At 72.9% G+C, this 18,407-nt stretch carries 16 protein-coding genes; 4 read left to right on the top strand and 12 right to left on the bottom strand.

Features of this window, described 5'->3' with window-relative positions; all coding sequences use genetic code 11:
* Positions 1 to 213 precede the first annotated feature (213 nt).
* Complete coding sequence (locus TR46_RS29525) at positions 214 to 1,044, top strand: maleylpyruvate isomerase family mycothiol-dependent enzyme (RefSeq protein WP_042407309.1); 831 nt, start codon at positions 214 to 216, stop codon at positions 1,042 to 1,044.
* Positions 1,045 to 1,049: 5 nt separating this feature from the next.
* On the opposite strand, the gene TR46_RS29520 is transcribed toward TR46_RS29525, so the two are convergent.
* From TR46_RS29520 to pdhA, 5 genes are all read right to left on the bottom strand, one after another.
* Positions 1,050 to 2,474: an MFS transporter gene (locus tag TR46_RS29520; RefSeq protein WP_042407308.1), complete on the bottom strand. Its 1,425-nt coding sequence runs from the start codon at positions 2,472 to 2,474 to the stop codon at positions 1,050 to 1,052.
* A 53-nt stretch (positions 2,475 to 2,527) separates the two neighbouring features.
* Positions 2,528 to 3,637 carry a M64 family metallopeptidase gene (locus tag TR46_RS29515; RefSeq protein WP_042407305.1) on the bottom strand — a complete coding sequence of 370 codons (1,110 nt, stop codon included), beginning with the start codon at positions 3,635 to 3,637 and terminating at the stop codon, positions 2,528 to 2,530.
* 108 nt (positions 3,638 to 3,745) lie between these two features.
* Positions 3,746 to 5,191, bottom strand: coding sequence for a dihydrolipoamide acetyltransferase family protein (locus TR46_RS29510; RefSeq protein ID WP_042407302.1), 1,446 nt, complete (start codon positions 5,189 to 5,191; stop codon positions 3,746 to 3,748).
* A gap of 17 nt (positions 5,192 to 5,208) precedes the next feature.
* Complete coding sequence (locus TR46_RS29505; RefSeq protein WP_042407298.1) at positions 5,209 to 6,207, bottom strand: alpha-ketoacid dehydrogenase subunit beta; 999 nt, start codon at positions 6,205 to 6,207, stop codon at positions 5,209 to 5,211.
* The gene (gene pdhA / locus TR46_RS29500) at positions 6,207 to 7,367 is read right to left on the bottom strand and encodes a pyruvate dehydrogenase (acetyl-transferring) E1 component subunit alpha (protein WP_042407378.1); all 1,161 of its coding nucleotides are present in this window, start codon (positions 7,365 to 7,367) and stop codon (positions 6,207 to 6,209) included. The genes TR46_RS29505 and pdhA overlap by 1 nt, the downstream gene beginning before the upstream one ends.
* Before the next feature lie 287 nt (positions 7,368 to 7,654).
* Here pdhA and TR46_RS29495 point away from each other — a divergent pair, with 287 nt between their 5' ends.
* Both TR46_RS29495 and TR46_RS29490 read left to right on the top strand, forming a co-directional pair.
* On the top strand, positions 7,655 to 8,308 hold the full coding sequence (locus tag TR46_RS29495) for a response regulator (protein ID WP_042407296.1): 654 nt from the start codon (positions 7,655 to 7,657) through the stop codon (positions 8,306 to 8,308).
* A 73-nt stretch (positions 8,309 to 8,381) separates the two neighbouring features.
* A complete protein-coding gene (locus tag TR46_RS29490; protein ID WP_042407375.1) occupies positions 8,382 to 9,467 on the top strand; it encodes a phosphotransferase enzyme family protein in 1,086 nt (361 codons plus the stop codon).
* 7 nt (positions 9,468 to 9,474) lie between these two features.
* Here the strand turns inward: TR46_RS29490 and TR46_RS29485 are convergent, their stop codons facing one another.
* From TR46_RS29485 to TR46_RS29465, 5 genes are all read right to left on the bottom strand, one after another.
* Positions 9,475 to 11,169 carry a protein kinase domain-containing protein gene (locus TR46_RS29485; protein ID WP_236655567.1) on the bottom strand — a complete coding sequence of 565 codons (1,695 nt, stop codon included), beginning with the start codon at positions 11,167 to 11,169 and terminating at the stop codon, positions 9,475 to 9,477.
* Positions 11,170 to 11,313: 144 nt separating this feature from the next.
* Positions 11,314 to 12,861 (bottom strand): protein kinase domain-containing protein, encoded by a 1,548-nt coding sequence (locus tag TR46_RS43275; RefSeq protein WP_063770697.1) that lies wholly within the window; start codon positions 12,859 to 12,861, stop codon positions 11,314 to 11,316.
* A 117-nt stretch (positions 12,862 to 12,978) separates the two neighbouring features.
* The gene (locus tag TR46_RS29475; protein ID WP_042407292.1) at positions 12,979 to 13,566 is read right to left on the bottom strand and encodes a bacterial proteasome activator family protein; all 588 of its coding nucleotides are present in this window, start codon (positions 13,564 to 13,566) and stop codon (positions 12,979 to 12,981) included.
* A 128-nt stretch (positions 13,567 to 13,694) separates the two neighbouring features.
* On the bottom strand, positions 13,695 to 14,486 hold the full coding sequence (locus TR46_RS29470) for a hypothetical protein (protein ID WP_152626747.1): 792 nt from the start codon (positions 14,484 to 14,486) through the stop codon (positions 13,695 to 13,697).
* 144 nt (positions 14,487 to 14,630) lie between these two features.
* Entirely contained in the window at positions 14,631 to 15,599 is a 969-nt protein-coding gene (locus tag TR46_RS29465; protein ID WP_042407286.1) for an NAD(P)H-quinone oxidoreductase, read from the bottom strand.
* 124 nt (positions 15,600 to 15,723) lie between these two features.
* On the opposite strand from TR46_RS29465, the gene TR46_RS29460 reads away from it, so the two are divergent.
* On the top strand, positions 15,724 to 16,101 hold the full coding sequence (locus tag TR46_RS29460) for a hypothetical protein (protein ID WP_042407284.1): 378 nt from the start codon (positions 15,724 to 15,726) through the stop codon (positions 16,099 to 16,101).
* A gap of 4 nt (positions 16,102 to 16,105) precedes the next feature.
* Here the strand turns inward: TR46_RS29460 and TR46_RS29455 are convergent, their stop codons facing one another.
* Positions 16,106 to 17,251 (bottom strand): potassium channel family protein, encoded by a 1,146-nt coding sequence (locus TR46_RS29455; RefSeq protein WP_084719041.1) that lies wholly within the window; start codon positions 17,249 to 17,251, stop codon positions 16,106 to 16,108.
* Positions 17,248 to 18,407: molybdopterin molybdotransferase MoeA (locus tag TR46_RS29450; RefSeq protein WP_063770696.1), on the bottom strand; the 1,160-nt coding region annotated here is incomplete at its 5' end. The genes TR46_RS29450 and TR46_RS29455, both read right to left, overlap by 4 nt.

The raw sequence follows: 18,407 nt of genomic DNA, 5'->3' as shown, positions 1-18,407 counted from the left end.
GAGCGGACTACGATCGGTGCGATCAACATGTGAAAGCGCTGACCCGGTAACACTGGTGAGCGTAACGTGCCAATAGCGCATTCGTCGGTCCGATCGGCCCTGGTCACTGCACGGCAGCGACCGGAGCCCGGGGAGCGGGCCGCGAGACCACACCTGTAATGAACCGCAGCCGACCGAACACACCGCCGCCCTGTGGCCGAGGGGTCAAGAAACGTGACCGACACACAGATAGTCCAGGCCTATGCCGACGCCTGGACCCAGTCCATCGAGGCCGTCTCCGAGCTGGTGGCGCCGCTCCCCGAGGGTGAGTGGAACCGTCCGACGGAATGCCCTGGCTGGTCGGTGAGGGACGTGGTCTCGCATGTCATCGCCATGGAGACGGAACTGCTGGGCGACCCGCGTCCGATCCACACCCTGCCGCGCGATCTGCGGCATGTCGTCGACGAGTTCACCCGCTACTGCGAGGTCCCGGTCGACAAGCGGCGCTGCCACACCGCGCCGGAGATGACCGCGGAGCTGGAGTACACCATCATCCGGCGCTCGCGCGCGCTGCGGGACAACAGCCGCTACCAGCCCACCGACGAGGTGCGCTGGCCGATGGGCCCCTACAGCCGCGACATCCCGTACTTCCACCTGCTGCGCAACCGGGCCTTCGACGTGTGGACCCATGAGCAGGACCTGCGCCGTGCCCTGCGCAAGCCCGGGAACCTGGACTCCCCCGCCGCCGTGGTCAGCCGGGACAACCTGATCGAGATGCTGCCCAAGGCCGTCGCCAAGCTGGCCGGCGCCCCGGCCGGCACCGCCGTGGTCTTCGACGTGCACGGCCCGCTGGAGTTCATGCGGACGGTGCGGGTGGACGACGACGGCCTTGGCACCGTGGACGCGACCGTACCGCTGGCCCCGGCGGTGCAGCTGACCACCGACTGGGAGACCTTCGCCCGGCTGGCCTGCGGCCGCATTCCCGCGATGTCGGCCAACGTCAAGATCGAGGGGGACGAGGCCCTCGGGCGGCGGATCCTGGAGAACTTCGCCGTCACGCCGTAGATCCGTCACGCCCTGGATTCGGACCTGAGCTCGGCCTCCCGGCGGGCCGCCTTGGGCCGCAGCCGCAGGATCTGGGTCAGGCCCAGCGCCATGGGCAGGTAGAGCATGCAGAACGCGAGCCGGAAGGCGTGCGGGGTGTAGTCGTCCCCGCCGCCGGGGGTGAGCAGGTCCAGCACCAGGCCGATGCCGAACAGGGCCAGCACGGCGGCGATGAAGCCGCCCATGTTGACGATCCCGGAGGCCGTGCCGATCCGCTCCGGCGGGTTCACCGGTCGGGCGTAGTCCAGGCCGACCAGGGAGGCCGGGCCGTTGCTGCCCATCACCACGGTCAGCAGCACCAGCAGGCCCATCGGGATGTGGTCGCCCGGCCAGCTCAGCACCAGGCCCCAGAGGCCGCCGGTGGTGAGCACCACGGTGAACACCAGCGGGGTGCGCACCCCGGGGCGGCGGGACACCAGCTGCCCGAACAGCAGCGCGAAGCCGACCCCGCTGACGATGACGAGGCTGAGCAGTGAGCCGGCCAGCGCCCTGGACATCCCCTGACCGGACATCAGGAACGGCATCCCCCACAGCAGCAGGAAGGCCGAGGCCGGGAAGGCCGTGGTGAAGTGCACCCACAGGCCGAGCCTGGTCCCGGGCTCGCGCCAGGCCGCGGCGATCTGCTCGCGCAGCGGCAGCCGGGCCGGCGCCGCCGCCGGGGCCGCCTCGGTCAGGCCGTCCAGCGAGGCCACCACCGGCAGCCGGAACAGCGAGGCCCGGCGCGGGCTGTCCGGGGTGTCCCGCAGGAACAGCAGCACCATGGCGAGGACGGCGACGCCGAGCAGCGCGGTGGTGGCGAAGGTCGGCGTCCAGCCGGCGCTGTGCAGGACCTGGGACAGCACCAGGGTGCTGACCAGGTTGCCCATGGTGCCGACCAGGCCGGTGAGCTGGGCGATGAAGGGGTTGCGGCGGGGCGGGAACCAGCGCGAGCCGAGCCGCAGCACGCTGACGAAGGTCATCGCGTCGCCGCAGCCGAGGACCGCCCTCGACACCAGCGCCGGGGTGAACGCGGTGGAGAAGGCGAAGCCGAGCTGGCCCGCGGTGAGCAGCAGCAGCCCGCCGCTGAGCACCCGGCGCGGCCCCAGCCGGTCCACCAGCAGGCCGACGGGTATCTGCATCCCGGCGTAGACCAGCACCTGGAGGATGGAGAAGGTCGACAGCGCGGAGGCGCCGATGCCGAAGCGGGCCGCGGCGTCCAGTCCGGCCACGCCCAGGCTGGTGCGGTGCACCACGGCGAGGACGTAGACGGCGACGCCGATGCCCCACGCCGCCCAGGCCCCCGGTACCGCGGTGGTCCGGGCGGCTGCTGCCCTGAGCGGCTGGGCCGGTACCGCGGCCGATGCGGACGGGGACACGGTTGCGGACGTGGAGACGCCGGGGTCGGCAGGCATAGTGCCGCCATCCTATGGTGGGATGAATTCGCTCCCGGCAGCGGGGCACACGCTCAGCCCCGCAGGCTCCAGGTGACCGTCCGGGTCATCGAGCCCGCCCGGAAGGCCTCGTCCCGCACCCAGGGCGTGGTGTCCCGTACCGTCACCGCGACCGTGCAGGTCCGCCCGGGGCCGATGCCCAGCCGGGTCGGGTCCAGGGTGTCGCCGCTGACCGCGGCCGCGGGGGCGGGGCGCCCGTCCACCCGCCAGCTCACCTGGAGCCGGCGGCCGCCGGCCAGCGCCAGCGGGAAGACCTGGAGCTTCGGCAGCCCGGCCACGGTGCCGGCGGCCGGGGCGACATGGTCGACCGGAGAGACCTGGCGGTAGACCGACTCGATGATCGCCTCCCGGGACGGCAGGTTGTAGACGCCGCCCAGGGTCCGCATGATCGAGTCCTTGGTAGGCCGGTACAGGCCGTTGCCGCTGCGGTACGCGCCGACCGTGCCGCCGCTGGGGTCGGCCGCGCCCAGCCAGCGCCACCACTTGACCCGGTCGGCGCGCATCGCGCCGGCGCCCTTCGAGGAGAGGTTGGGGTAGGAGCTGTCGGCGGGGGCCGAGTCGTACTCGTCGCCCAGGGCGCCGACGGTGTGCCCCATCTCGTGCTGGATGATCTGCGCCGCGTCCGGGGACCCGGCCGCCAGCGTGGTCGTCGCCCCGCCGCCCTCGCCGCCGTACTCGGTCGAGTCGGCGAGCGCCAGGGTGTACTGGGGACCGGACGGTTCGCCCGCGTGGCCGGCCACCGCGGAGTCGTCGGCGCACAGCAGCCGGGCGATGCCGTCGCAGCCGAAGTGCATGCCCAGCGGCGAGCCCCGGTGCAGCCCCGACTGCGGGGAGACGACGTCCACCCGGCGGACGTCGAAGAAGTGCTGGTACGTGCGGAAAGGTTCCACCTCGGTCAGCGCCTGCCACACGGCCGCCGCCTGCTCCCGGAAACGGGGCAGGTCGGCGGCCGTATAGCCGTCGCCCAGAAGGACCAGGGTGATCCGCTTCCCCGGATCGCCGTTGTTCACCACCAGCGTTCCGGAACCGGCCGCCGCGGCTCGTGCCGGCCCCCGCGCCAGCAGCGCGAGCACCATCAGCAGCACGGAAACGGACAGGACCAAGGCATGGGCCTTCGGTCGCATCGGGTACTCCTCCACCCCTCGGGAAACGTGGTCCGCGAAGGAGTACCCACCGGCCTCGGGCGACCACGCGTCACCCGATCAGCCTTCACCCGTAAGTGGCGAAGCCCGTCAACCCCAGCTGATGAGGCGTTTGGGCTGCTCCAGAATCGCCGCCGTGTCGGCGAGCACCCGGGAGCCGAGCTCGCCGTCGACCATGCGGTGGTCGAAGGAGAGCGCCAGCGTGGTCACCAGTCGCGGCACCACCCGGCCCTTGTGCACCCAGGGCAGCTCCCTGACCTGGCCGAAGGCCAGGATGGCGGCCTCGCCCGGGTTGAGGATCGGGGTGCCCGAGTCGACGCCGAAGACGCCGACGTTGGTGATGGTGACCGTGCCACCCTGCATGTCCGCCGGCGAGGTCCGGCCCTCGCGGGCCGTCTCGATCAGCGCGGTCAGCGACTGCGCCAGCTCGGTCAGGGTCTGCGAGCCGGCGTCCTTGATGTTGGGGACGATCAGCCCGCGCGGGGTGGCCGCGGCGATGCCGAGGTTGACCCGGCGCTTCACCACGATCTCCTGGTTGGCCTCGTCCCAGGCGGCGTTGGCCTCCGGGTGCCTGCGGATCGCGGTCAGCAGCGCCCGGGCGACCAGGAGCAGCGGACTGACCCTGACGTTCGGGCCCAGCTCGCCGCTGGCCTTGAGGCTGCGCACCAGCTTCATCGTGCGGGTGACGTCCACCTGCACCCACTCGGTGACATGCGGCGCGGTGAACGCCGAGGCCACCATGGCCTGCGCGGTGGCCTTGCGGACACCCTTGATCGGGACCCGCAGGTCACCGTCGGCACTGGTCACGGCGGTGGTGACGGCGGTGGCCGCGGGGGCGGCGGCCGGCACCGGGGCGGGGGCGGCGGCCGGGGCTGCGGGAGCCGCGACGGCGTGGACGTCCTCCCGGGTGATGGTCCCGTGCGGGCCGGTCGGGGTGACCGTGCGCAGGTCGATGCCCAGGTCCTTGGCCAGCTTGCGCACCGGCGGCTTGGCCAGCGGGCGCTCCCCGTCCGCCGGGGCGGCCGGGGCTGCGGGCGCGGCGGCCGGAGCCGCCGGGACCGCCAGGGCCGGCGCAGGGGCCGGCGCCTGCACCGCTGCCGGGGCGGTCGCCGGGACTGTCGCGGGCGGGGTGAGCGCCACCTTGCGGGGGCGGCGCCGGGAGGCGCCGGAGCGGGGGCCGTAGCCGACCAGCACCTCGCGGCGCTCGGGCTCGGACTCCTCGGACGCGGCCGCAGGCTCGGAGGCGACCTCCGCCGGTGCCTCGGCGGGGGCGGAACCCCCGGCCACGGCCACGGTGATGATCACCTGGCCGACGTCGACCGTGGTGCCCTCGTCGAAGAACAGCTCGCGGACCACCCCGTCGAACGGGATCGGCAGCTCGACGGCCGCCTTGGCGGTCTCGACCTCGCAGACCACCTGTCCGTCGCTGACCGTGTCACCGGGCTGGACGTACCACTTCAGGATCTCGGCCTCGGTCAGCCCCTCGCCCACATCGGGCATCTTGAACTGCCGTACCGACTCGACTGCTGTCGTCATGACGTCTCCTCAACCCCTCAGAAGGCCATGGCGCGGTCGACGGCGTCGAGCACCCGGTCCAGGTCCGGCAGGAAGGCGTCCTCGACCCGTGACGGCGGGTAGGGGGCGAAGTAGCCGCCGACGCGCAGCACCGGGGCCTCCAGCGAGTAGAAGCAGCGCTCGGTGATCCGCGCCGCCAGCTCCGCGCCCATGCCCAGGAAGACCGGGGCCTCGTGCACCACCACGGCGCGGCCGGTGCGCTTGACCGACTGCTCCAGGGTGTCGAAGTCGATCGGGGACAGCGAGCGCAGGTCCACGACCTCCAGCTTCAGCCCGTCCTCGGCGGCGGCCTCGGCCGCTTCCAGGCAGACCTTGACCATCGGCCCGTAGGCCACCAGGGTCAGGTCGCTGCCGGAGCGGGCGACCCTGGCCTGGTGCAGCCCCAGCGCCGGAGCGCCGGTCGGGTCCAGCACGGCCTTGTCCCAGTAGCGCCGCTTGGGCTCCAGGAAGACCACCGGGTCGTCGCTGGCGATGGCCTGCCGCAGCATCCAGTGCGCGTCCGCCGGGTTGGAGGGGGCGACCACCTTGAGCCCGGCGGTGTGCGCGAAGTACGCCTCGTGCGACTCGCTGTGGTGCTCGACCGCGCCGATGCCGCCCGCGAACGGGATCCGGATGGTGACCGGGAGCTTGATGTGGCCCAGCGCCCGGGCGTGCATCTTGGCCAGCTGGGTGACGATCTGGTCGAACGCCGGGTACACGAACCCGTCGAACTGGATCTCCACCACCGGGCGGTACCCGCGCAGCGCCAGGCCGATCGCGGTGCCGACGATGCCGGACTCGGCCAGCGGGGTGTCGATCACCCGCTCCTCGCCGAAGTCCTTGTGCAGTCCGTCGGTGACCCGGAACACGCCCCCGAGGCGGCCCACGTCCTCGCCCATGACCAGGGTCTTGGGGTTCTCGTCCAGGGAGCGGCGCAGCGCCTCGTTGAGCGCCTTCACCATGGTGACCGGCTTATCGAATTCCGGCTCGACCGCCATCAGTCGTCCTCCCCGTCCGTGATCTCAGCCGCCGCGCCCACGAAGGAGGACGCGTAGGCCAGGTAGCCCTCGCGCTCCTCGTCCACCAGGGCGTGCCCCTCCGCGTACACGTTCTCGAAGATCGAGCTCGGGTCGGGGTCCGGCATGGTGCGCACGCCCTCGCGGACCCGGCGGGCCAGCTGCTCGCTCTCGGCCTCCACCGACTCCAGGAAGGCGCTGTCGGCCCAGCCCTCGCGGACCAGGTAGGCCTTCAGGCGCTCGATGGGGTCCTTGAGCTTCCAGGACTCCAGCTCCTCGGCGATCCGGTAGCGGGTCGGGTCGTCCGAGGTGGTGTGGGCGCCCATCCGATAGGTGAACGCCTCGATCAGCACCGGACCCTGCCCGGTACGGGCGTGGTCCAGCGCCCAGCGGGTGACCGCCAGGCAGGCCAGCACGTCGTTGCCGTCCACCCGCACACCGGGGAAGCCGAAGCCGGAGGCGCGCTGGTAGAGCGGCACCCGGGTCTGCTTCTCGGTGGGCTCGGAGATGGCCCACTGGTTGTTCTGGCAGAAGAACACCACCGGGGCCTGGTAGACCGAGGCGAAGGTGAACGCCTCGGACACGTCGCCCTGGCTGGAGGCGCCGTCGCCGAAGTAGGCGATCACCGCGTCGTCCGCGCCGTCCTTGGTGATGCCCATCGCGTAGCCGGTCGCGTGCAGCGTCTGCGAGCCGATCACGATGGTGTACAGGTGGAAGTTCTTTTCGTTGGGGTCCCAGCCGCCGTGGTTCACACCGCGGAACATCCCCAGCAGGTTCAGCGGGTCCACGCCCTTGCACCAGGCCACACCGTGCTCACGGTAGGTCGGGAAGGCGTAGTCGGTGGGGCGCATCGCCCGTCCCGAGCCGACCTGGGCCGCTTCCTGGCCCAGCAGCGAGGCCCACAGGCCCAGCTCGCCCTGGCGCTGCAGCGAGGTCGCCTCCGAGTCGAAGCGACGTACCAGGACCAGGTCCCGGTAGATGGAGCGCAGCTCTTCCGGAGTGGTCTCCAGCGAGTAGGCGGGGTGGTCGACCCGTTCCCCCTCGGGGGTGAGCAGCTGTACCAGCTCCGGTGGACCCGCGTCGGCGGGGCTACCGTGGGCGGGGGCGGTGGTGGGCGCCCCGGCCGTGCTGTCGACGGTCACGTTCACTCCTCGGTCTCTCCGGTCTCCGCCTGCAACCCTGGGTAAGGGCCAGTGCCGGCCACCGGTCCGGTCGCCGTCTCCGTACTCGCTGCGCGGGGTGTGCGCGGGGTGCGGACCAGCGGTTGGTGGTGCCCTGATCCTGCAGGAGAACGTTACCCAGCGGAAGGGCCTGCCGCTCCGCTGGTAGGACGTCCTTGTAACCTCCGAGTACCCCGCCCCATGGCAAATCAGGCTATTTCCTGCCATTCCCGCGCGTGGGCCGGGATGTGCTGTGCGAATCTTGTGCCATGACACAATCCGGGCATATCAGGGTTTTTCTTCTGGATGACCATGAGGTGGTCCGCCGCGGCGTCCATGAGCTGCTCTCGCTGGAGGACGACATCGAGATCGTCGGCGAGGCCGGCACCGCCGCCGAGGCGCTCAACCGCATCCCGGCGACCCGCCCCGACGTGGCCGTGCTGGACGTGCGGCTGCCGGACGGCAGCGGGGTGGAGGTGTGCCGGGAGATCCGCTCGCGGCAGCCGGAGATCAAGTGCCTGATGCTCACCTCCTTCTCCGACGACGAGGCGCTGTTCGACGCGATCATGGCCGGGGCGGCCGGCTACGTCCTCAAGGCGATCCGCGGCACCGACCTGCTGTCGGCGGTGCGCGACGTCGCCGCGGGGAAGTCGCTGCTGGACCCGGTGGCCACCGGCCAGGTGCTGGCCCGGCTGCGCGAGGGCTCGCAGGAGGACGAGCGGCTGAGCGGGCTGACCAAGCAGGAGCGGAGGATCCTCGACCTGATCGGCGAGGGGATGACCAACCGGCAGATCGGCAACGAACTGCACCTGGCCGAGAAGACCGTGAAGAACTACGTCTCCAGCCTGCTGGCCAAGCTCGGGATGGAGCGCCGCACCCAGGCCGCGGCGTACGTCGCGAAGCTGCACGCCGAGGAGCGCTGACACCGGATCAGATCGACGGCTCCGCTGTCAAGTGAACACGTGTCCCACGCGCATCAGCAGTAGCATCGGCACCGTGACGCAGGCTCAGACGCGGGCGGGGCTGCTGGACAGGGTGCACGGGATCCCGGTCGCCGGGGTGCTGGAGCGCTACGACCTCCCCGACGCCTACCCGGAGCTGACGGTGGAGCGGGTCAGCCAGGGCCTGCTCAACCGGGGGGTCCGGATCAGCGGGCCGCACGGCGGCTACTTCCTCAAGCAGTACCTGGACGACGCCGGGCACGCCTCCGGCGCGGCGATCGCGGCCCAGCACCGGGCCATAGCGGCGCTGCGCGACCGCGGCCTGCCGACCGCTCCCCCGCTCACCGCCAGGGACGGCCGCAGCAGTGTGCTGCTGCGCGGGCGCCGCTACGCGCTGTTCCCCTGGGTCGAGGGGTCCCACCGCACCGGCCGCTCGCTGGACCGGGAGCAGTGCGCGGCGCTCGGCACACTGCTCGGACGGATCCACGCCACCCTGGCCGAGCTGCACCCGCCGGTGCCGCAACCGCGCTCGCTGCCCTGCGCCGATCCGGCGCGGACCGAGCAGACCATCGCGGAGCTGCTGGAACGCTCGCAGCTGCGGACCCCGCAGGAGCCCTTCGACGCCCTGGCCAGGGAGCGGCTGCGGGAGCGCCGCGAGCTGCTGGCGCGGTACCGGCACCGCAGGCCGCAGCCGGACGCGGCGCCGCCGTCCGGCTGGGTGCACGGCGACTTCCACCACCTGAACCTGCTCTATCCGGCGTCCGCCGCGGGGGACCCGGGGCACGGAGCGGCGGAGCCGGTGGCGGTGCTGGACTGGGACCGGCTGGGGGTCAAGCCCTGCGCCGAGGAGGCGGTCCGGGCCTCGACGCTGTTCTTCAACCACCCCGAGACCGGGGTGCTGGACCTGTCCCGGGTGCGGCACTACGCCCGCGGCTACCGGGAGGCCTCCGGCAGCAGCCCGGAGCACCTGGCCGCCGCGGTGCACCGGGTCTGGTGGGAGCGGCTGAACGACTTCTGGATCCTGCGCTGGCGCTACCAGCGCCGGGACGAGCGGGCGGACCCGCTGTTCCCGGCGGCGGCGGCGCAGCTGGTGTGGTGGTGCGAGGAGTACGAGCAGGTGCTCGACGCCTGTGTGAACTGAGTGCGGCTCAAGAGACCTTCGCGGTGCTGGACGACGACGGGCCGCCGCCCGCCGCCGGGTTCGAAGCCGTGCTGCTGGGCCCGCCCGTGTTGCTCGGAGGTGCGCTCGGGCTCTTGGACGCGCTGGCCGAGGCGCTCGCCGAAGCGCTGGCACTGGCGCTGGCGGAGGCCGACAGCGACGGCGAACTGCTGGTGGTCGGGGCCGTGTTGGTGTAGGTCTGGGTGCTCGGCGGCACGGTGCTCGGGCTCGCCGAGGGCGTGGGGGAGGCCGAGTCGCTCGGGAGCTCCGAGGACGCCGTGTCCGACGGCGTGGCACTGACCGACGAGCTGGTCGCGACGCCGGGGTTGTTGCCGTTGTCGCCGGTGCCCTGCATCGCCAGCACCACCCCGATGGTGATCGCCGCGATCGCGACCAGCACCGCGACCACCGCGAAGAACATCCGGCGGTTGCCGCCCTCGCCGGCCTCGTCGTCCCGGTCGTTGTACCGGGGCGGGACCGCGCCGGCGGCGCCGGCGGACATCGCCCTGGTGCCCATCGGCGGGGTGCCGACGGTACGGCCGACCACGGTCGGCGCCATCGCCGCGGCCGCGGCGCTCGGCAGCAGCTCGGTCGGCCCGGTGGCCGACCCCAGGGTGCGCAGGGCGTGCTGCAGGTGGGCCCGGAACTCGTCGGCGCTCTGGAACCGGTCGTCCGGATCCTTGGCCAGCGAGCGCAGCACCAGGGCGTCCAGCGAGGCCGGGACCCGGGAGTTGGCCTGCGACGGCGGCACCGGCGGGTCCTGGACGTGCTGGTACACCACCGACAGCGGGGTGTCGCCGGTGAACGGCGGACGCAGCGTCAGCAGCTCGTAGAGCATGCAGCCGGTGGCGTAGAGGTCGGAGCGGTGGTCGACGGACTTGCCGAGGGCCTGCTCCGGCGACAGGTACTGGGGGGTGCCCATGACCATGCCGGTCTGGGTCATGGTGCTGGTCGCACCGGTCAGCGCGCGGGCGATGCCGAAGTCCATCACCTTGACCGCGCCGGTGTTGGTGATGATGACGTTGGCCGGCTTGATGTCCCGGTGCACGATGCCGTGGCGGTGGCTGTAGGCCAGCGCCTCCAGGATCCCGGCGGTGATGATCAGGGCCTGGCTGACCGGCGGCGGCTCGTCGCCCTGCAGCAGCTCGCGGACCGTGTGGCCCTCGACCAGCTCCATCACGATGTAGGGGACGGTCTCGCCGCGCTGCGCCTCCTCGCCGGTGTCGTAGACGGCGACGACGGCGTGGTGGTTCAGCGAGGCGACCGAGTGGGCCTCGCGGGTGAAGCGGATCCGCGCGGTGGTGTCCTCGGCGAGCTCGGGACGGAGCACCTTGATGGCGACGGTGCGGCCCAGCCGTACGTCCCTGGCGGCGAAGACCTCGGCCATGCCGCCCCGGCCCAGACGGTGCGTCAGCCGGTAGCGGCCCTCGCCGAAGACGGACAGCCCGCTGGTGGAGGTGACCAGCGGCTCGTCGGCGCCGAGGCCGGGATCGCCGGGGAAGGCGCCGCCCTGTGTCGGCGTCCGGGCGGGGTCGCCCTGACCCGGGGCACCGTAGCCGCCGCCGTCCGAACCGCCGCCGCCGATCATCGGGTTTCCGACGGTGGGGGTGTCGCCCGGGCCGCCGCCCTGGGGGGCACCCGGTCCGGTGCCTTCCCCGTGGTCGGGCCGCTCGTTGTCTGCCATTACTCTCCGCCGTCGGTCGTTCGCCTGCGCACCGCTCCCGCATTCAGCTCGGGGCGACCCAGCATCTGCACGCTACTGGTTTTTCGCCGTGTCCGGGCCCGCCGATCACCGTGTGGACCATGTGAGAGCCCGTTTCGGCCCAGTTCAGCCCAGTAGCGCCGGGCCTCCGGATGCCTGCTCCGCGGCGACCGGTCCGAGCCGGCCGGAACCGTTGTCGGTGGTGTTCGAGCTGGACCCGTTGTTCTGCAGCACCAGCACCAGGATCAGCACCAGCAGCACCAGTACGCCGACGATCACGCCGACCACGGCCGCGGCGGCGCCGCAGCCCCGGCCGCCCTTGGGAATGGGGGTGTGCGGCTGCTGCCCGGTGTTGACGGGCCTGCTTACCGGACGCGGGACGGGCGTCCCCGGCCGCGGCGGCTGCGGCATCGGCGTCGGTCGCGGCAGCGGGGTGGGCGCCGGCGTCGGCCGGTAGGGCGGCGGCGTCTGCACGCCCTGCTGCATGCCGCCGTGCATCCCCTGCATGGCCTGCGGATACGGGGTCGGGGTGGGCGGCGGCGTGGGCATGCCGGGACGGCCGCCCTGCGGGTACGGAGTGGGAGGCGGCGTCGGCCCGGGGACGTAGCTCTGCGGTGGCGGGGTGCCGGGCATCGAGGGGTGCGGCATCGGCTGCTGCTGGTACGGCTGCTGCGGCGGCATGGTGCCCAGCTGGCCCTGCGCGGGCGGGAAGACCGCGTTCGCGCCGGAGCCGCCGATGTTGGTCACCCGCGGGCCCTCGCCGATGATCAGCGGGGTGTTGGCGCCGCCCGCCCCGGCCAGCCGCTCGCACTCCTCGCGCATCTCGTCGGCGGTCTGGAAGCGGTGCCCCGGGTCCTTCCGCAGCGCCCGCGCCACCAGCGCGTCCACCGCCGGGGTGACCGCGGCGTTGAAGGAGGACGGCGCCGGGGGAGTGTCCTGGACGTGCTGGTAGGCCATGCCCAGCGCGGTGTCGGACTCGAACGGCAGCCGGCCGGTGAGCAGCTCGAAGAGCAGGCAGCCGACCGAGTAGAGGTCGGAGCGGGCGTCGACCGCCTTGCCGAGTGCCTGCTCCGGCGACAGGTACTGCGGGGTGCCCACCACCATGCCGGTCTGGGTCATCGAGGTGACCCCGGACTGCATCGCCCTGGCGATCCCGAAGTCCATCACCTTGACGGTGTTGCGCCTGGTCAGCATGACGTTGGCGGGCTTGATGTCGCGGTGCACCAGCCCCTGCTCGTGCGAGGCGCCGAGGGCGGCCAGCACATCGCCGGTGATCTTCAGCGCCTTGTCGGTCGGCATCGCGCCGTGGGCGGCGATGTCGTCCCTGAGCACCGAGCTGAGCGAACCGCCCTCGATGTACTCCATGACGATGAAGGGGGCATGCACCCCGTCCTCGTTGACGTCCTCGCCGCTGTCGAACACCGAGACGATATTGGGGTGGTTGAGCCTGGCGACGGCCTGCGCCTCACGGCGGAAGCGCTCGCGGAAGGAGGGCTCCGCGCTCATGTTGCCGAGCATGCTCTTCACCGCCACCGGGCGGTCCAGAACCGTGTCGTCCGCGAGGTGGACCGTCGCCATCCCGCCCTGCCCGAGCAACTCCCGGAGCAGGTAGCGGCCGTGACCGACCGTTCGTCCAGCTGCGCCGCTCTGCTCGGTGGTGCCCTGCTCGCTCATCTGTCTTCTCTTCTCCCCCACGGCATCAGGGGATCAGGCTAGCGGTCCGCACGGACAGTCGTCGCGGCGCCATAGGACCGATTCCGGTCCGTGACCGCCGCGCCGCCACCGGAACTGCTACAGGTAGGGGCCCGAACGGAGGTGCCCCTGGCCGTCGTCGCCCTCGTCCAGACCGCCCTGGCCGGGCGGCAGCGCCCGCCGCATCTGCTCCAACTGCGCCCTGGCGGCCATCTGCTGGGCGAAGAGCGCGGTCTGGATGCCGTGGAAGAGGCCCTCCAGCCAACCCACCAACTGTGCCTGGGCGATCCGGAGCTCGGCCTCGCTGGGGATGGCCTCCTCCGTGAACGGCAGTGACAACCTCTCCAGTTCCTCCACGAGCTCCGGGGCGAGACCCGCCTCCAGCTCCTTGACCGAACTGGCGTGGATCTCCTTGAGGCGGACCCGGCTGGCCTCGTCCAGCGGCGCCTGCCGGACCTCCTCCAGCAGTTGCTTGATCATGCTGCCGATCCGCATGACCTTGGCGGGCTGCTCGACCATCTCGGTGATCGGCAGCTCGCGGGACTCGCCCTCGCCGCTCGCCCCCTCCTCCGGGGCGGGGCGTCGGGCGCCGCCGGGGAGGCCCCCGACGGGCATCCCGTCGGGGCCGACGATCAGGACCTGGGGGCCGTGGGGGCCGTCTTCGGGCCGCGCGTTCGGGCTGTTCATAGCCGTCATTCTGCCCCAACGGACCGGGTTTGGGGCGGCAGCCCGGAGAACACCTGTACGGCCGCGGGCGTTCTGCCGCCCCATCCGGCGCCGCACACCGCCACGGCACAGCGGTGCTGCGTCCGGTGCTACATGCGGCGCAGCCGCCAGCCGAACAGCGCGGCCCCGCAGCCGATCAGCGCCAGCCCCACCCCCAGCGGCAGCAGCCTGCGTTTCAGCAGGTCCCGCGCGGAGTCCGCGTTACCGGTGCGTACGGCGGTCACCTGGTCCGGAACGGCCTGTCCGGCCAGCGCCCCCGGCCCGAGCGGCGGCGGCCCCTGCGAGGGCGCGGTCCAGGCGGGGTCCTGGTCGGCGGACGGCCGCCGGGAGTGGCGCGAGGCGCCCGGGGCCGCTGCGGCATTGCCCGCGGCGGGGGCGGGCGCTGGGGGTCCGGCCGGGGTCCGCTGCGGCTCCACCTGCACCGGGAACAGCGAGCTGACGGACGGCGCCGGGGAGGCCGACGGCGACGGCGCATGCCTCGGCGAGGGTGACACCGACGGCGACGGGCCGGCCGGGGTCCGGGCCGGCGAGGCGGACGGCGACGGCCCGGCAGGCTTCGAGGCCACCGGCGCCGACGGGGCGGGCGGCGAGGGGTCCGGCGGCACGGACGCCGACTCCGACGGTGCGGGCGCCGCGTCCGCCCCGAACCCCGCGCCCGGGATCCCCGCAAGAAACGGCAGACCCGGCCACTCCACCCAAATCTCCGAGCCCCCCGGCAGCTGCACGACCATCCCGTCCGGCCAGTACGGCGCGGGCCGCCACCCCCTGGCCGTCGCACCGCCCGCCGCGGCGGCATCCGTCGGAGCGGTTCCGACGGCCAGCGCGACACCCAACCCCAGCGCCAGCGCGGCAGCCCTGGCCGCAACGGAGGAAGAGGACATGGCCACGCTCCGCACCCTCCCGCCCGACGCCGACCCGCATCCGACAACACCTGCTCAGTCGACTTTTACACATGCCCTTATATCCGGCATTCCAGACATCCGTTGCTGCGGCCGGTCGGAGGACGAGGAGAGGGGGCTGGGCACTCAGACCGTGAGCAGGATCTTGCCGATGTGGGTGCTGGACTCCATCAGGCGGTGCGCCTCGGCGACCTCCGGCAGCGGGAAGGCCCGGTCGACGACCGGCTTGACGACGCCGGACTCGAACAGCGGCCAGACGTGCTCGCGGACCGAGGCGACGATCGCGGCCTTCTCCACCAGCGGGCGGGCCCGGAGACCGGTGCCGGCCACGGCGGCGCGCTTGGCGACCAGCTTGGCCAGGTTCAGCTCGGCCTTGACGCCGCCCTGCATGCCGATGACGACCAGGCGGCCGTTGACCGCCAGCGCGTCCAGATTGCGGTCCAGGTACTTCGCGCCCACCACGTCCAGGATCACATCTGCGCCGCCGACACCCTGAAGCACCTCGACGAAGTCCTGGTCGCGGTAGTTGACCAGGACGTCCGCACCCAGCGCACCACACGCCTCCAGCTTCTCCGCGCTACCCGCGGTCACCGCCACCCGGGCGCCGATCGCCTTGCCCAGCTGGATCGCCATCGTCCCGATCCCACTGCTCCCACCGTGCACCAGCAGCGTCTCGGCCGGCCGCAGATGCGCCACCTGGAACACGTTGGACCAGACCGTGCAGACCACCTCGGGCAGGGCCGCCGCGCTCACCAGGTCGACGCCTTTCGGCACCGGCAGCAGCTGCCCGGCGGGCACCGCCACCAGTTCCGCGTAGCCGCCGCCGGCCAGCAGTGCGCAGACCTCGTCCCCGACGCCCCAGCCGGAGACGCCCGCGCCCAGCGCGGCGATCCGGCCCGAGCACTCCAGGCCGGGGTAGGCCGAGGCTCCCGGCGGCGGGTCGTAGAAGCCCTGCCGCTGGATCACATCGGCCCGGTTGACCGCCGAGGCCGCCACCCGGACCAGCACCTCGCCCTCCCCGGGGACCGGGTCGGGGACCTCGCTCCAGGTCAGCACATCGGGTCCGCCGGGCTCTGTGATCGTGATCGCTCGCATGCGCCCGACGCTACCGGAAGCGCGGCTGTCGGCCGGGCAACGCGAGGCTGCTTCAGGTACTGACAGCCAGGTCCTGACGCTCGTTAAGCTGGACTGCAGGAGCGATCCCACAGGGAGGTCCGGCATGGGCGGTTGGCTGTGGTTGTTGATCCCTGCCGTGATCGTGGGCGGCGGCCGGCTCGGCGAACTCCTGCAGGGCTCGCTGCGCACCCGGCACGAGCGCAGGCTGGAACTGCTCAAGGCCACCGAGCAGCGCCAGCTCGCCCTCGACGCGGCCAACCGACCGCCGGAACCGGTCTGCGGCTGCACCCACCATCTGGCCAAGCACGACCGCAGCGGCAAGTGCCACGAGGTGGTGGAGGCGCCGACCGCCTGGGACGCCGCGCGCAAGCCGCTGAAGTACGAGGCCCGGCCCTGCAACTGCCAGCAGTACATCGGGCCGGAGCCGCTGGGGATGGTGTTCGCCCAGGACATCGTCGATCCGGCGAACAAGCAGAAGTAGCCGGTCAGACGAGTGCCGGGTCCACCCGTCGGATGGCGATGACCCGGTCGGTCGACTGCAGGGCGGCGGCCTCCGGGTCGTCGTAGGGGAGCCTGCGGTTGCCTCGGACCACGCAGATCACCAGGTCGCCGCAGTCCATCGGGGAGCCGCCGACCTCGGCGGCGGTGACCGGGCGGTCGATGACGTCCAGGCCGTTGCCGACCGTCAGCAGATCGTCCAGCACCGCACCGGCGTTGGGGCTGAGGGTGGAGACGCCGAGCAGTCGGCCGGCCGAGCTGGAGCTGGTCACCACCACGGTGGCGCCGCTCTGCCGGAGCAGCGGCGCGTTCTCGTCCTCCCGTACCGCGACCACCACCGTGGCGTGCTTGTTGAGCTGCCGGATCGTCAGGGTGACCAGGACCGCGGTGTCGTCGCGCTGGGTGCCCACGATGATCTGTTCGGCGCGCTCCACCTGGGCACGGCGCAGCACGTCGGTGCGGGTGGCGTCGCCGAGGATGCCGACCAGGCCGTCCTCGTTGGCCGCCTCGATCGCCTTGTGCTGGGGGTCGACGACCACGATCCGGTCCTTGGCGATGCCCTTGAGCAGCAGCGTCTCCACGGCGTTGCTGCCCTTGGTGCCGTATCCGACGACGACCACATGTCCTTGGGGCCCTTGGCTCATGGCGGCCTCCCAGTGCTTGATCCGCCAGAGCTGACGGGTGCGGGTGGTCAGCACCTCCAGGGTGGTGCCGACCAGGATGATCAGGAAGAGCACCCGCAGCGGGGTGATCACCAGGATGTTGGCCAGCCGGGCACCGTCGCTGACCGGGGTGATGTCGCCGTAGCCGGTGGTGGAGAGGGTGACCGTGGCGTAGTAGGCGGAGCCCAGCAGGTCGAGGTGGTCGTGGGCGTTGTCGTGGTAGCCGTCCCGGCCGAGGTAGACGATCAGGATGGTGACCACCATGACCAGCAGGGCCAGCACGAAGCGTCGCCGCACCTGCTGCACCGGGGACGCCGCCGGCTCCGGCAGCAGGATCTGACGCAGCTGCAGCTCGCCGGGGTGCCGGCGGCCGCGGCCGGTGCGGACGGTACGGACGTTGCGGGAGGTGCGAGAGCTACGGGCGGTGCGGCCGTCGCGGGAAGTGCGGCCGGAACGGCCGGTGCGGCTCATCCCGTGGGGACCTCCAGTACCTCCACCCTGGCCCCCGCCTCGACCCCGCCCGGCGGCACCACGGCCAGCCCCTCGGCCAGGGCCAGCCCGCGCAGCATCGCCGGACCGTCGAAGGCCAGCGGCAGCGCCCCGCGCTCGGGCAGCACCACCGGCAGCAGCCGGGTGTCCACCGCGTGCCCGGGCAGCGCGACGGCGGCCTCGACCAGGTACGGCTCGCTGCGCGGGAAGCCGGCCAGGGTGCGCAGCAGCGGCTCGGCGAGGGTGACCGCACCGGCCACCGCCGCCAGCGGATTGCCCGGCAGTCCGACCAGGTGACGCGGGGTCACATCGCCTTCCAGCGGCGGCAGCAGGGCCAGCAGCATCGGATGTCCCGGACGTACCCGCACCCCGTCCACCAGCAGCTCGGCGCCGATCTCGGCGAGCGCGCGGTGCAGGTAGTCGACCGGTCCCGCCGCCGTCCCGCCGGTGGTGACCACCACGTCGGCGGGGCTGCGCCGGAGCGCGTCGCGGAGCAGCCCGAGGTCGTCCCTGACCCGGCGTACGTCGGTGATCCGCGCGCCGTGGGCGCGCAGCCAGGGCGGCAGCAGCGGGCTGAGCGCGTCCCTGGTGCGGCCCGCGCCGGGCAGCCCGGAGTCCAGCAGTTCGTCGCCCAGCACCAGCAGTTCCACGGTGGGACGCCGGTGCACGGTGAGCGTGTCGCAGCCGGCCGCGGCAGCCAGGCCGAGGACGGCGGGGGTGACCGTGGTGCCCTGCGGCAGCAGCGGCTCGCCGGTACGGCACTCCTGACCGCGCGGCCGGATGTCGCGGCCCTGCTCCAGCGGGTGGTCGCCGCGGTCGTGCAGCAGTTCGGCGCCGCTGCGGTCGCGGCGCACGCCGCCGTCCTCGCGCCGGAGCACGGCGGTGGCGCCCGGCGGCAGTTGCGCGCCGGTGGCGATGCGCACGGCGGTGCCGTCCGCCAGCGGCACCGTGCTGCCGCGGCCGGCCAGCAGCTGGTCGCTGTTGTCGGCGCGGGCCGGACCGATCCGCCACGGCCCCGGCCCGGACACCGCCCAGCCGTCCATGGCGGAGGTGTCGAAGGCGGGCAGGTCGGTAAGCGCCTCCAGGGGGGCGGCCAGCGCCGCCCCGAGCGCGTCGGCGAAAGGCAGATGCTCCGGCG

The organism is Streptacidiphilus carbonis (assembly GCF_000787775.1).
Taxonomy (GTDB): Bacteria; Actinomycetota; Actinomycetes; order Streptomycetales; family Streptomycetaceae; genus Streptacidiphilus; species Streptacidiphilus carbonis.
The sequence above is the reverse complement of the archived record's forward strand: the minus strand, read 5'-3'. Positions and strand labels throughout refer to the sequence as shown.

Excerpts from the sequence above, each read along its gene's own strand:
- TR46_RS29475 (WP_042407292.1), bottom strand. The coding sequence starts at position 13,566 with ATGAACAGCCCGAACGCGCGGCCCGAAGACGGCCCCCACGGCCCCCAG.
- TR46_RS29505 (WP_042407298.1), bottom strand. The coding sequence starts at position 6,207 with ATGGCGGTCGAGCCGGAATTCGATAAGCCGGTCACCATGGTGAAGGCG.
- TR46_RS29510 (WP_042407302.1), bottom strand. The coding sequence starts at position 5,191 with ATGACGACAGCAGTCGAGTCGGTACGGCAGTTCAAGATGCCCGATGTG.
- TR46_RS29485 (WP_236655567.1), bottom strand. The coding sequence starts at position 11,169 with ATGGCAGACAACGAGCGGCCCGACCACGGGGAAGGCACCGGACCGGGT.
- TR46_RS29495 (WP_042407296.1), top strand. The coding sequence starts at position 7,655 with ATGACACAATCCGGGCATATCAGGGTTTTTCTTCTGGATGACCATGAG.
- TR46_RS29520 (WP_042407308.1), bottom strand. The coding sequence starts at position 2,474 with ATGCCTGCCGACCCCGGCGTCTCCACGTCCGCAACCGTGTCCCCGTCC.
- TR46_RS29470 (WP_152626747.1), bottom strand. The coding sequence starts at position 14,486 with ATGTCCTCTTCCTCCGTTGCGGCCAGGGCTGCCGCGCTGGCGCTGGGG.
- TR46_RS43275 (WP_063770697.1), bottom strand. The coding sequence starts at position 12,861 with ATGAGCGAGCAGGGCACCACCGAGCAGAGCGGCGCAGCTGGACGAACG.
- TR46_RS29455 (WP_084719041.1), bottom strand. The coding sequence starts at position 17,251 with ATGAGCCGCACCGGCCGTTCCGGCCGCACTTCCCGCGACGGCCGCACC.
- TR46_RS29465 (WP_042407286.1), bottom strand. The coding sequence starts at position 15,599 with ATGCGAGCGATCACGATCACAGAGCCCGGCGGACCCGATGTGCTGACC.
- TR46_RS29515 (WP_042407305.1), bottom strand. The coding sequence starts at position 3,637 with ATGCGACCGAAGGCCCATGCCTTGGTCCTGTCCGTTTCCGTGCTGCTG.
- TR46_RS29460 (WP_042407284.1), top strand. The coding sequence starts at position 15,724 with ATGGGCGGTTGGCTGTGGTTGTTGATCCCTGCCGTGATCGTGGGCGGC.